This window comes from Maritimibacter harenae, assembly GCF_009882975.1.
In the GTDB taxonomy this organism is placed as follows: Bacteria; Pseudomonadota; Alphaproteobacteria; order Rhodobacterales; family Rhodobacteraceae; genus Maritimibacter; species Maritimibacter harenae.
On sequence record NZ_WTUX01000012.1, the window covers coordinates 26,275 to 38,788 of the forward strand.

The 12,514-nt window shown below is 55.1% G+C and carries 11 protein-coding genes; 2 read left to right on the forward strand and 9 right to left on the reverse strand.

Annotation, left to right across the window (positions count from 1 at the left end):
- Positions 1 to 19: 19 nt before the first annotated feature.
- Positions 20 to 1,222 (reverse strand): acyl-CoA dehydrogenase family protein, encoded by a 1,203-nt coding sequence (locus GQE99_RS10370; protein WP_161351546.1) that lies wholly within the window; start codon positions 1,220 to 1,222, stop codon positions 20 to 22.
- 11 nt (positions 1,223 to 1,233) lie between these two features.
- A complete protein-coding gene (locus GQE99_RS10375) occupies positions 1,234 to 2,019 on the reverse strand; it encodes an SDR family NAD(P)-dependent oxidoreductase (RefSeq protein WP_202530723.1) in 786 nt (261 codons plus the stop codon).
- Positions 2,020 to 2,125: 106 nt separating this feature from the next.
- On the opposite strand from GQE99_RS10375, the gene GQE99_RS10380 reads away from it, so the two are divergent.
- Positions 2,126 to 2,821 (forward strand): TetR/AcrR family transcriptional regulator, encoded by a 696-nt coding sequence (locus GQE99_RS10380; RefSeq protein ID WP_161351547.1) that lies wholly within the window; start codon positions 2,126 to 2,128, stop codon positions 2,819 to 2,821.
- A 170-nt stretch (positions 2,822 to 2,991) separates the two neighbouring features.
- Here GQE99_RS10380 and GQE99_RS10385 read toward each other — a convergent pair whose 3' ends face one another.
- The 7 genes from GQE99_RS10385 to GQE99_RS10415 all read right to left on the reverse strand — a co-directional run bounded on the left by GQE99_RS10385 (position 2,992) and on the right by GQE99_RS10415 (position 11,360).
- Positions 2,992 to 3,873 (reverse strand): BKACE family enzyme, encoded by an 882-nt coding sequence (locus tag GQE99_RS10385; RefSeq protein ID WP_161351548.1) that lies wholly within the window; start codon positions 3,871 to 3,873, stop codon positions 2,992 to 2,994.
- A 115-nt stretch (positions 3,874 to 3,988) separates the two neighbouring features.
- Positions 3,989 to 4,987 (reverse strand): ABC transporter permease, encoded by a 999-nt coding sequence (locus tag GQE99_RS10390; protein ID WP_161351549.1) that lies wholly within the window; start codon positions 4,985 to 4,987, stop codon positions 3,989 to 3,991.
- 15 nt (positions 4,988 to 5,002) lie between these two features.
- Positions 5,003 to 7,546: an ATP-binding cassette domain-containing protein gene (locus GQE99_RS10395; protein ID WP_161351550.1), complete on the reverse strand. Its 2,544-nt coding sequence runs from the start codon at positions 7,544 to 7,546 to the stop codon at positions 5,003 to 5,005.
- A gap of 63 nt (positions 7,547 to 7,609) precedes the next feature.
- On the reverse strand, positions 7,610 to 8,803 hold the full coding sequence (locus GQE99_RS10400) for a substrate-binding domain-containing protein (RefSeq protein WP_235917191.1): 1,194 nt from the start codon (positions 8,801 to 8,803) through the stop codon (positions 7,610 to 7,612).
- Between the two features lie 77 nt (positions 8,804 to 8,880).
- The gene (locus GQE99_RS10405) at positions 8,881 to 9,600 is read right to left on the reverse strand and encodes an SDR family NAD(P)-dependent oxidoreductase (protein ID WP_161351551.1); all 720 of its coding nucleotides are present in this window, start codon (positions 9,598 to 9,600) and stop codon (positions 8,881 to 8,883) included.
- 99 nt (positions 9,601 to 9,699) lie between these two features.
- Positions 9,700 to 10,416, reverse strand: coding sequence for an SDR family NAD(P)-dependent oxidoreductase (locus tag GQE99_RS10410; RefSeq protein ID WP_328794086.1), 717 nt, complete (start codon positions 10,414 to 10,416; stop codon positions 9,700 to 9,702).
- A 23-nt stretch (positions 10,417 to 10,439) separates the two neighbouring features.
- Positions 10,440 to 11,360, reverse strand: coding sequence for an MBL fold metallo-hydrolase (locus tag GQE99_RS10415; RefSeq protein ID WP_161351553.1), 921 nt, complete (start codon positions 11,358 to 11,360; stop codon positions 10,440 to 10,442).
- Between the two features lie 390 nt (positions 11,361 to 11,750).
- Here GQE99_RS10415 and GQE99_RS10420 point away from each other — a divergent pair, with 390 nt between their 5' ends.
- Complete coding sequence (locus GQE99_RS10420; protein WP_235917192.1) at positions 11,751 to 12,473, forward strand: GntR family transcriptional regulator; 723 nt, start codon at positions 11,751 to 11,753, stop codon at positions 12,471 to 12,473.
- Positions 12,474 to 12,514: the final 41 nt, after the last annotated feature.

Here is a 12,514-nt window from a genome sequence, read left to right on the forward strand (position 1 = left end):
TTTTCTCCGTTATGATCTCTCAGGACACGGCCCACTTCCAAAAATCACGATCTGCATCGTTGAAGTGCCGGTTCAGCACCATCTGATGAACTTCGTCCGCACCATCCACCAGACGCGCCTGCCGGGCATAACGGTAGATCCATTCCAGAACCGTATCCTGTGAATACCCTCGCGCGCCGTTGATTTGGATTGCGACATCGGCAGCTTTGTGCAGCAGGTTCGCGACGTGGATCTTTGCCATCGAGATTTCTTTCTTGGCGAACTGGCCGCGCTCGATTTCCCACGCCGCCTTCATCACCAAAAGACGACCGACCTCGATGCCCATGGCAAGATCGCCCAGCTTGATCTGGATGCTCTCACGATCCGCCAGCCTGACTCCAAAGCCATACCTGTTCGCAGCATATTCCTTGGCGATCTCCATGCACCGCTTGGATAGGCCCAACCATCGCATACAATGCGTCAAACGCGCCGGTCCCAATCGAGTTTGAGTCAGCTTCAACCCAAAACCCTCGCCCATCAGCACCCGGTCAGCGGGCAGTTCCATATCCTCATAGACCAGTTCGCAATGGCCGCCATGTTCTTCCGGCCCCATGATCCGGATGCGCCGCTCGATACGAAAGCCAGGCTCGTTTGCGGAATGAAGGAACGCGGTTAGTCCGCGACGGGGATCGTCTGAAGTGCGGGCAACTAAGATGAAATGCTGAGCGTCCTCTGCGCCTGTGATAAACCATTTGCGCCCCCGCACGACATAGTTCTCACCAACCTTCTTCGCTGTGGTCAGCATCATCCCGGGGTCCGATCCTCCCCCGGGATGTGGTTCTGTCATGACGAAGGCAGACCGAACCTTACCCTCGACGACCGGAGCCAACCAACGCGCCTTTTGCGCCTCAGACGCCGCCTGCGACATCAACCGCATGTTCCCGTCATCGGGGGCCGCGCCATGGAAGACGACCGGTCCAAAGATTGAACGATTCATCTCTTCATACAGCAGCGCAAGTGTCGTAAATGGCAGCCCCGCCCCGCCATCCTCTCTCGGCACCTGAAGCGCCCAAAGGCACTCGGCCTTTGCCTTCTCACGCAAGGGCGTCAACGCATGTTCCGCGATGTTTTCGTGCTCGTTCCAGTTGGACCGATCAGCTTCAACCGGCAAGATCTCGTCCTCGACGAACCGGGCGATGCGCGCGCGGTAATCCTCGACCTCGGGTGTGATGGTGAAATCCATATCGGGCCTTTTCAGATAGATGCTACTAGGTGGCCGCCATCCGCGACGATCTCGGAGCCGGTCATGAAGCCGCCGAGAGAGGACAACAAAAGAAGAAGCGGACCATCGAGGTCGGAAGGCTGCCCAAGCCGGCGTTGAGGCACACGCCGGATCAGCGCCTCTCCAGCCTCGGTCGCGAAGAAATCGCGATTCAGGTCAGTTTCGATGTAGCCCGGACAGAGCGCGTTCACGCGGATACCGTGGCGGGCCCATTCAAGGGCGAGCGACCGGGTCAGCTGCATGAGCCCCGCTTTCGAAGCGGCATAGGCCGACACATGGCTCGCAACACGGATGCCCAGGATCGAGGCGACATTGACGATGCTGCCAGGCGCCTTGGCCGCGATCATGGCCGAAGCGGTCACGCGCGAGACGTGGAACGCTCCCTTGAGGTTGGTATCGATGATGGCGTCAATGTCGGCCGCTCTGTGCTCGAACGCAGGAGCGGAAACCGTAGACCCAGCATTGTTGATGACCATGTCGAATACGCGCCCTTCCTGCGCGTTCGCTACTGACGCCGGATTGGCTACATCCATCTCGATTGCGGTGACATCTCCTCCATCGCCAACGATCCGCTCGGAAAGAGCGGCGAGCCGGTCTACACGCCGCGCAGCAATCGTGACCGCGACGCCCTGCCCCGCCAGCAGTTCGGCAAAATGTGCGCCAAGACCCGACGAGGCTCCAGTGACTAGGGCGGTCTTTCCCGCGAGTCCGGGCCAATTCATGGGCTGCACCCGGGCTGCATTATCCATATCCATCATTCGACATTCCATTTTTCGAGCGTCCGCTCGAAAAATTGATATACGATACCGGTTTCCGTTACAAGCCGGATTGCGACAAAGTGCCCGGTGCAGTAAAAAAGCTGTCATGTTGGACACTGATCGGTTCACGGCCGAAGCGCTTTGCGCCGAAATTCTTGAACGGCACCGCTCGACCATCGCAGTCAAGAAGCCGGCCTTTGCGGTCAGAAAGCTCAGTTTGATCGTTACCGCCGCTCTGGAGCTGTCCAACCAGAAAGGGTTTCAAGCCATGTCGCTTAGAGACCTGTCCGCAAAGTCCGGCGTATCGATGGGCGGGCTATATGCCTACTTCGACTCAAAGACCACGCTACTCGGTATGATACTAGGTGAAGTCACCGAACAGGTTCGGACCGTCCTTTCCGAGGCGTCGCCAGACGTGACCGAAACGCCGGCCGCGCATCTCGATTGGCTGATCGAGACACATATTCGGCTAACTGAGGCGATGCTGCCGTGGTTCACTTTTGCCTTCATCGAAGCCAAAAATTTTCCCCTTGCCGAACGCCGCATGGCCACAGATAGTGAAAAGCTAACCGAAGCGATCTTTGCCGACGTAATTTCGGCCGGGATGAAATCTGGGGATTTCGGGCCGGATACTTCGCCGTTACTACCCGCGCTGATCAAACCACTTTTGCAGGATTGGTACGTCAAACGCGCGAAATACCGCCGCCGGGGTGTCAAGATCGATGTTTACATCGAGACAGTCCAAAGACTGGTACGCAGCGCTTGCACTCCTTGCGACGACATCCGATCCACGCAAGGGTAGCGCATTTCACCTCCAGATTTCATCCGCAACTCCTTGCCCACGACGGACAGCGCTGATCTCCAATTGTGCTAGTTTTAGTGTTGCTCTACCTGTGAGGGACCACACGTGCCTGATTTTTTCCCTTGGGGCAAAGGGCGGAAAACTAGTCCCCACCAAAATCCGCTACATTGTCATCCAGTCAAGTCTAGCCGCTCCCGCGCATCTTCGGCACTGGCAATCGACCCGCCAAGCTCCCTAACAAGCCAGGCGGCCTTGTCCACCAGTTCAGCGTTCCCTGCCGCAAGTTGCCCCTTTCCTACGTGGACGGTATCTTCCATGCCAATCCGCAGGTTACCCCCGAGGAGCCATGACTGCACAAGCATCGGAAACGCGGTCTTGCCAACACCGAACCCGGTCCATTCGACATTCCGCGGAAGAAGCGAGGACGCGTAGGCCATAGTTTGCGGCGTCGCAGGAAAACCATACTTCACGCCAAGCACTAGGCACGCGACCGCAGGAATGGACAGCGTCCCATCCGCGAACAAATCGGCGGCTAGATGTAGATCACTGGAATTGAAGAGCTCAAGCTCCGGCTTAACCCCCGCAGAATAGATCGCTTCCGCCATCGTTCTAACACTCTGAGGCGTATTGATCACGACTTCACTGCCAAAGGTCATCGTGTTTAAATCCAGAGTGGCAACGTCTGGACGAAGCTCTAGAATGTGCTCGACCCGTTTAAGTGGCGGAAGTAGGTTCGTACGCGGCCCTGCGATAGCTGGATCCTCCTCACCAGGCTGGAAGCGGCCTCCGGGGCCGGTGGTAAGATTAATGATCACAGCGGTGTTTCGAGCTCGGATGCGCTCGACCACATCCCGATAATATCTCATCTCCATTGAAGGCGTACCGTTCTTGGGATCGCGAACATGGATATGAACCATAGCTGCCCCAGCTTCGGCTGCCTCCAGTGCAGAGTCAGCAATCTGATCGGGTGTAACCGGTAAGTTCGGGTTCATTTTTGGGCTGGTGAGGTTTCCGGTTATCGCGCAGGACAAAATGGCTGAAGCATGCTTCATCGCACTTAACCTCCAACTTTCACCAGGAAAAAGTCTTTTAAAGCATCACCTTTTTGGAGATCAATCCAACAGGATGAATGAAGAGGACTTGGTTGAATTCGCACGTTGCGGCATTTCATCGTTTCCGGCCCTCAAAGAAGCTTGAAAGAAACATTCCAACTGCAATAGCGACCCCCTGGATGATCATCTGATACGAGGTCTCGAGACCAATCAACTTCAGCATCTGCCCGAGATGCGTCAAGAATAGCGCACCACCCAATACAGCGATCATAGAGCCAATTCCCCCATTTATTGAGGTTGCAGCAAGTACCGCTGCCGCGATAGGCGCAAGGAGATATGGCTGGCCGACTTCGAGCGTCGGATTGCGGATGAATGCCGACAGAATAATGCCGACTATACCGTAGAGCACTGCTGCAGCTACAAAAGCACCGGCCTGATAGCTCGCACTGCGTACTCCGGTGGCGTGTGCAGCATCGGGATTGGAACCCACGGTCTCGAATTGGCGCCCTATCAAAGTCCTCCGGAGGACGATGGTAATAACACAAGTCAAAATCAGAGCTATCCATACGGAAGTATTTATCCCAAGGTACGTTTGACTTCCGAACTTTGAAAGGCTTTGCGGTACTGACGCTTCTGCTGGCAAACCTTGGCGGTACCAAAGCGTCAGACCGGCAACCACGGAACCCACCGCCATCGTAACGATCAGAGCGTTCAAACGGAATACAGCAACCAAGATTCCGTTTACCATCCCTACTCCTGCAGCGCCCAGAAGGCCAATTATCACGCCGGCGGCCATCATTTCGTCCGCGCCGCGGGAAATGCCGAGAAGCAGTGTACTTGACAGGGTCACGATCGCGGGCACTGAAAGATCGATGCCCCGAACCATGATTACAAGCGACTGACCCATCGACGCGATGGCCAGAAAGGCCGCAAAAGGAAGTACGGATTGTAGAGCCGAAGGTTGAATGCTTCGCGGTAAAAATACCGCGCCGATTAGCACCAATACCACGAACGCAATCCAAATTGCCGCAAAGCGCATCTGAATAGTGGGAACCCTCAGTCCCGGCTTCTCGGAAGGATGCCGTGTTACGGTTTCGCTAGCATGACTTTGCATATCGCGAACCTTTCGCTATTGGGCTGCGCGGACATGGAATGCCCGGCGCCGCTTGAAGTTATGAGCGATGTGTTCGATCTGGGACACACCGGTATAAAGGAACACCGCCAAAAGGGTCATAAGCCCGCTTGCGATGACACCGACCGAGGCGCTCAACCCAAGGATTGAAATGACGTTGATTGTCAGCGTGAAGAAAAATGCGCCGAACAGAGCCCCAGAAAACGAGCCTCGTCCACCGGACAAAGCGGCACCACCTAGAACGGCCGCGGCGATACTAGTCAGAGCATAGTTCTGGCCGACGGTCGGGTGACCGACACCGACTTCCGATCCCAAGAAGAAACCCGCGACGGTCGCAAGTAGAGCAGCGAACACATATGCTCGCACTTGAACGCGGTCTACTCGAACCCCATTGCGCCGCGCGGCTTCTTCCCGAAACCCGCAGGCCTTGGCTTCCAAACCAGAGCGAGTGCGATGCAACCAAATATCGTGTAGGAAAGCGACGGCGAGCAAGAAAAACACCGACACTGGGAGAAACCCGACACGTGTACGCAGGAGCTCGGTAAAGTCCTGACTGATCAGGCCGCCGGGTGTTGGGCGAAAGATCAATGCGATGCCTTGCAGAACGCTGAGCATTGCGATCGTAGTGATGATCGCATTGATGTGCGCGAAACGCACCAATGCGCCATTAACAAGCCCGACAACAATGCCAAGTAAAAGGCACAAAGCAACTCCCAGTACAAGTGAAGTCAGAGGGGCCTGGAATGCAATCAGGAATGAAGACGCCACGACCGTCAGGCTCATGATTGAGCCCACCGACACATCCAGCCCCCTGACCAAAAGTACATGAAGTTGCGCCATCGCGACCATTCCAGCTGGCGCCACGGCAAGCAAAATATGGCGGATGTTCACCGTTTTCAAAAACACGTCACTTTGCGATGCAGCATAGGTGCCAACTGCCAAAGTCAGTATCGCCAGGAACACCAATGGCACCCACCAGGTGGTGGCGCCACTGAAAAGCGTGCGCAATAATTTCGCGCCAGCACCAGTGTCACTGCTCGTATCGCTAGAAGTTTCGTTCACTTGCCGATCCGTCAAGAAACTCCCGACGATCGCGCTTTCAGTGACATCATCACCCTCCAACTCACGGACTATACGTCCGCGCGAAAAAACGAGTACCCGATCGCATATGCCGGCCAGTTCCATCGCGTCCGACGAGTTAACAATGCACGTGCCGTCGTCGCGGATATTTTCGCGCACGGCTTGGTAGATTTCGAACCGCGCGCCGGCATCCACCCCTTGCGTAGGCTCGTCGATCAGCACCGCCTTGGCACCCGAGCGAAACGAACGCGCCAGCGCCGCTTTTTGTTGGTTTCCTCCCGACAAACGGTTAATCGGCTTGTCAAGGGAGGCGGTAACGACTCCAAAGTCGTCGACCATTTTTGACGCGTTCTCATTTTCAGCTCGAGTACGTAGAAACCCGCCTTTGACGAATTCGCGTAAGCGCGTCAGCGTCATATTTTTTTGAACACTCAGCTCCGGATAAACCGCTTCACCCATGCGATCGGAGCTTAGAAAGAGCACATCTGACTCCAGCGCCTCGCGCGGGGTCAGGAAGTTGACTTGGGTGCCGTTGCACGAGACCGATCCGGTCGCATCTTCAAGCCCGACTAATGCACGCAGCGCTTCCCGCTGACCGTTCCCTTCCGCTCCGGCGAAACCAAGAATTTCGCCGCGATAAGCTGAAAACGAGACGTTACGAAAATGCGTGCCGCTAAAATCATTGACTTCCAACACTGGAACTTTATCGCCAATCTGCGGCTTTGGAGGATATTCGCCTTCGATATCACGCCCGATCATCAATTCCACAAGCCGATGCTCAGATAACTCTTTCTCCACAGGATATGTGCCGCGGAAGACGCCATCGCGTAAGATCGTAACTCTGTCAGCAAGATCGAGAATTTCAGGGAGCCGGTGGCTTACGTAGATAATGCCCGTACCGCCTTCTTTCAGATCCCGGATCATCGCCGATAGCTTTTTTACCCCTTCGAGATCGAGCGTTGAAGTTGGTTCGTCCAGAAGCAGAACGCGCGGCTGGTGCAAGAGCGCTTTCACGATCTCGACGAATTGCCGGTGCGCTGGCGTCAATGCGGCGACTGCGGTGTCGGCTTTCAACGGCAGTTCAAATCGATCGAGCTGTTCCTGCGCCCAACTTAACATCGCGCCGTACGGCACGTCTCCTTGCTTCGTTCCAAGATAGAGATTTTGCGCGATCGACAGCTCGCGTACTAGTGAGTCGTCCTGGTACACTGTCGCCAGGCCAAGGTCACGCGCCGCGCGCGCGTCTCCATGTTGCAACGAAGTTCCATCAACTTCCACGGTTCCCTTATCAGGCATTACCGTGCCGCTCGCGATCTTCATGAGCGTGCTTTTGCCCGACCCATTCTCTCCAAGAATTGCGTGAACTTCGCCAGCGTTACAGGAAAAACTGACGTCATCCAGCGCTCGAACCGGACCATAGGTTTTTGATACGTTTTCAATTGTCAGAACGGGATTGGACATTTCGCTCTCCTGTAAATGGATGCAGCCGATTACTCGGCTGCATCCCGAGATCAATAGATCTATTTAGCCGCCGAACATCGCCTTGAGAGTTTCCTCGTCGACAAGAGTGGAAACCGAGACTTCCATCGGAAGTTCGCGGTTACAAAGACCTTCCTCGACGGGGCTCATCGCAAACGGCACATCGACGTGCGCATCGACGGCTTCTCCCGCTGCTGCACGCATTGCGGCCGTCAGTGCGATCCGCGACTGGTAGTTCTGACCGGACGCGTAGAAGATCTGGAACGACTTGCCCGAATCTTCCCATTCGCAGAAGAGGCCCTGCTCGTCAGTACGCACCGAAAGAGTGAAATCCATCGGACGATCGGCAGATTCATAGGCACGCAGTGCACCACGGAAGCCGTCGGCATACTCAGAAATGTATGCGTCGATGTCGTCGAACCGCGAAAGAAGCGCTGATGTTGCCGAGAACGTGCCTTCCTGCGTCCAGTTGGTGTCTTCAGCGGCAACGAGCTCAAGCCCATCGATTTCTTCCGTCCGCTCCGTGGCACAACGCTGAACGGTGGCGCTCAGTGGGTTGCCTGGCGTGCCGCCAAGAGCGACGACATTTTGAGCGTCGGGGTTACTCTCTTCAATCGCATCGATGAATGCGGCGCCAAGTTCGCAAATGTCTTCCGTGACGTTAGCCACGTAGTCTTCGCCGGCGGTCCCAACCTCAGTACCGCCATAAACTGCGACCTGAATTCCGGCCTCTTGAGCCTCACGCACCGTCGGACCAAGCGCTTCACCGTGGTCTGCAAAGATTACGATCACATCCACGCCTTGGGCCACGTAGGAACGCAGATCCGAAATAGCCTTGGCTGCGTCACCCCGAGCCGATGAGTACAAAATGCGCCCGATTTCGGGATAGGTCAGCGCTTGCTGTACATATTCCATTGCCGTCACACGGCGCCACACATTCTCGCCAAATCCGTCGGCAAGCGCGACGGTCATTTCGCCCCCCGTTCCCGTATCGCAGGACCCTTCGTTCCAACATTCGAGCGCCTTTTCACGAAGCTCGGGTGTCACCTCCCGAGCGGCGCGCTCAAAGGCGTCAACAATCGCCGGGTTGGCATCTGTCGTACCAAGCCGGCTTTCCATCAGGTCTTCGCCTGATTGTGCGAGCACCGACAACGGCAGCATGGTAGCGAGCGCGATTGCACTCATATTTTTTAGTGTCTTCCTCATTTCAGTCTCTCCTCTCCTGATTTTGATTTCCAATTTTGATTTCTTTAGGCACAGCTTCTCCGTCTGAGCTATTGCCAGCTCAGCTAAGCAAAACCAAAAATTGGCCTACTTCACTGGGCGAGATACCCGCCGTCGATCACCAACTCAGCGCCGGTCATGAAGCTCGCTTCGTCACTCGCGAGAAATAAGGCACCATTTGCGATTTCGCGGGGTGTTCCCGCCCTTCCCATTGGCGTGATCGAAACGACATACTCGTTGATTTCTGCGTCCTGACTTTGGGTCAGCGGCGTGTCGATGAAACCAGGCGAAAGAGTGTTAACGCGAACACCGTCGCCCACGTATGTGATCGCTGCGTTTTTGGACATCATAACGACAGCGCCTTTTGTTGCATGATAGGCATGACCGCCCGGAACTGCTGCGTTACCCCAAATAGAAGCCACGTTAACGATCGACCCAGACTTTTGCTTCTGCATTTCCGGAATCACCGCCTTCATGCCTAGCCAAACTCCTGTTTGGTTGACGGCCACAACCTTGTTCCAACCGTCCATATCGAGTTCACAGACAGGATCATAAACAATGATGCCAGCATTATTTACAAGCACGTCGATCCGTCCGTGATCCGCGAGAGCCTGCGCCACCACGCGATCCCAATGCTCAGGTTTGGTCACGTCAAGCTCAACTCCGATCACGCCCTCGGGGTAGACGCCTTCGGGATTACTAGAACTCCCGGCGTAAACATGAGCCCCCTCTTCGGCGAACCTCTCCACCATGCCGAGGCCGATTCCACGAGAACTACCCGTTACGATGGCTACTTTTCCTTTAAGGCGCATATCGCTCCCCCCTGTTTTTTTGACGGATCGCCTCCACGATTCCATCGTCTAATCATAATACCGTATTACAGCGCGTGAATCAATCTTGTTTGAGTGATCTCAGCCGACTGTCACGCCGCCGCAAACGAAGAGCGTCTGACCCGTCACGAAGCTCGCGCGGTCATCCAAAAAGAAACTGACAGCATTCGCGACGTCGTCCGGTTCCCCCATCCTGCCGACAGGTATCCCGTCAATAATGTCCCTTGTTTTGGGCGCATCGGGTGGATTATTGCTCCAGAATGCTGTCGTTCCGATCGGGCCTGGAGCGACACAGTTTACGGTGATCTTGTCTTTTCCGAGTTCGAGCGCCCAAGTCCGAGCCATCGATTGCGCGGCACCTTTCGTCGCGGAGTACAAAGTGCGATCCACCTTACCCCTTGTAACGCGGCTCGTGTTGAACACGATCCGCCCCTGTCCCTGCTCACGCATTAAGGGCACCAACTTCTTCGCGCATAGTAGCGAAGTCCGCAGATTCAGATGAAACATTTGATCAAAATCCTCTGGGTCCACGTCTTCGAAGCTAGCGGGCTTCACGATGCCGACGTTGTTCACCAGTCCGGACACAGGATATTCGCCTGCTATTTCGGACAATACTCGTTGGGTCGCACCTGCATCTGAAAGGTCGACTTGAAAGTACCGCTCAACGAAGTCTGCTTCCTTTGGCTCAGCCACATCAAGCACCAGCACGCGCCAGCCATCCTCTGACATCCGCTTGGAAATGGCGCGGCCAATATTTTGGCCGCCGCCAGTGACGACAACAAACCTTTCGCTCAACACGAAGCCCTCCTAAAGACCATGGTTTAGCGGTTCCGGTTTGCGCTTAGGCGAGGCGTAAACTGATCGCCGATCCACCGATAAGTACCATCCCCTGCAGGTACGATCTCACCGAGCCCTGGGAAGGGAAAATGGTAGCCATGATAGAGAATGCCATCATCGCAAACTCGCTCAAAAATGTCGGCTTTGGCCTGCGCGCCACGCTCCGGATCCGTGTCGAAATCCATATGGAAGTACCATTCTGGATGGATGGGATCGAAGATGTGGTGGTGCGCAGCGTCGCCAGTGAACACGACCTGGTCCCCTTTGCTCTCAAAGATGAAGGCAGCCTGCCCTGAGCTGTGGCCAACGACTGACATCGTGGTAACGCCGGGAAGCACCTCTTCTCCAAGTTCAAATAGTTTGATCTTTCCCTCGTATGGTTTGAGCGCCTGTATCGTACCTTCCGTCCACGGCTTCTTATGGTCGTTCCGGTCCAAGTTTGCAGGATCGGTCCATTCTTCGTGATCCAACCGGCTGACATGAACTTCCGCGTTCGGGAAGACAGCGGAGCCGTCGGACTTGATCAAGCCAAAGCTATGATCTGGATGCAGGTGAGTCATAAGAACAATATCAACGTCCGCCGGATCCAATCCGGCCGCCGCCATGTTCTCTTCCAAGAGACCCATGGTTTCCCCGAACATGTCAGAGTACTTCCCCATACCAGCATCGATCAGTACAAGCTTGTCTCCCATGTTCACGACCACTGGGTTCAAATCCATCGGGATAAAATCCTGCGGCAAGCGGTATTCCGCCTTCAGACGCTCCATTTCTTCAGAATCTGCGTTCGGGAAGATGCCCTCATAACCATGGTGAATGTATCCGTCCCAGAGTGAGGTGCATTCAAAATCCCCAATCAAGAAACGGTACCAGCCAGCATTTTGCGTGTTTAGCCTTTTCGCAACCATTGTTTCCCTCCTCCTTGAGCGCGCGGTTCGGCAGCATGCACAGCACCACAGCGATTGTATCGCGCGAGTTTGGTCATACCGTAATACAGGATGACAGCATTCGTCTACAGATAATCTTTGGCAGTTCTGATGCTATGGCCGATATCCACGCTTGCGATTTCAGTTGGCCAGTTTCTGCGACAACATAGCGGCGCCCCAACGCCTTATGGTGAGAAGCTCAGTCCCAATTTGATGCCGCGATCAATTGCCGTTACGTCACACGCCATCAACTACTGCAGAAATGGAATGATGAGGGGTGCTAAAGTTGATTGTATTACGGTATCATCATATGATTGGCAGCATAGTGGCGTTATGTGCGGCATCGCACTTGCCCGCCGATAGGAAATATGAATGGAATATGTAGGTTTTTGGGAGAACTCCATGCCGAATCAACGCGCGATCTCTAGAACGGCGGCGCCGCTGCGACAGCAAGTCGTGCAGTTCATTCGCGAAGACATCCTGCAAGAAAACTTGAAGCCCGGGCAGCGCCTCGTCGAAAGCGCGTTGTGCCAAGCGTACGATGTTTCCCGCACTGTCGTGCGGGAAGCACTACGCCAGCTAGAGTCCGAGCATTTGATTACAGTTGTGCCAAATTCCGGCCCTGTAGTAACCGTCCTGACGGAACAGGACATCCAAGCCATCTACGTAGTTCGCGCTAACCTCGAAGGCCTTGCAGCGCGCCTTTTCGCCGAAAACGCCACCGACGCCGAGTGCAAAAAGCTGCTAAAGATCGCCTCCCGCCTGGATCAAGAATACCGCCACGGAACGATCCAAAGCCGCGAAATCATCAAGGCGGAATTCTACGACGTGTTGATAAGCGGCGCGAACAATAACGTGCTACGCGAAACACTCGCCTTGATCCATGCGCGCATCGCGATCTTTCGCCGTTACGCATTCATCGACGAAAGCAGAACTGAAGAGTCCATTTCGGAGCTTGAAGCGATCATAGACTTCGCAGCCAACAAGCGTGATGGAGATGCGGCAGAGAAGGCTTGCCGCCACCACATTGATCTCGCCGCGATCTATGCGAAAAAAGAATATGTGAGCCGCAACAAGGACGTAATCGACCCATGAGGCCGCGCAAACTGCGCGGCCCCCAAATGCTTTTCAGATTG

Excerpts from the sequence above, each read along its gene's own strand:
- GQE99_RS10395 (WP_161351550.1), bottom strand. The coding sequence starts at position 7,546 with ATGTCCAATCCCGTTCTGACAATTGAAAACGTATCAAAAACCTATGGT.
- GQE99_RS10375 (WP_202530723.1), bottom strand. The coding sequence starts at position 2,019 with ATGATGGATATGGATAATGCAGCCCGGGTGCAGCCCATGAATTGGCCC.
- GQE99_RS10405 (WP_161351551.1), bottom strand. The coding sequence starts at position 9,600 with ATGCGCCTTAAAGGAAAAGTAGCCATCGTAACGGGTAGTTCTCGTGGA.
- GQE99_RS10415 (WP_161351553.1), bottom strand. The coding sequence starts at position 11,360 with ATGGTTGCGAAAAGGCTAAACACGCAAAATGCTGGCTGGTACCGTTTC.
- GQE99_RS10420 (WP_235917192.1), top strand. The coding sequence starts at position 11,751 with ATGGAATATGTAGGTTTTTGGGAGAACTCCATGCCGAATCAACGCGCG.
- GQE99_RS10370 (WP_161351546.1), bottom strand. The coding sequence starts at position 1,222 with ATGGATTTCACCATCACACCCGAGGTCGAGGATTACCGCGCGCGCATC.
- GQE99_RS10380 (WP_161351547.1), top strand. The coding sequence starts at position 2,126 with ATGTTGGACACTGATCGGTTCACGGCCGAAGCGCTTTGCGCCGAAATT.
- GQE99_RS10385 (WP_161351548.1), bottom strand. The coding sequence starts at position 3,873 with ATGAAGCATGCTTCAGCCATTTTGTCCTGCGCGATAACCGGAAACCTC.
- GQE99_RS10390 (WP_161351549.1), bottom strand. The coding sequence starts at position 4,987 with ATGCAAAGTCATGCTAGCGAAACCGTAACACGGCATCCTTCCGAGAAG.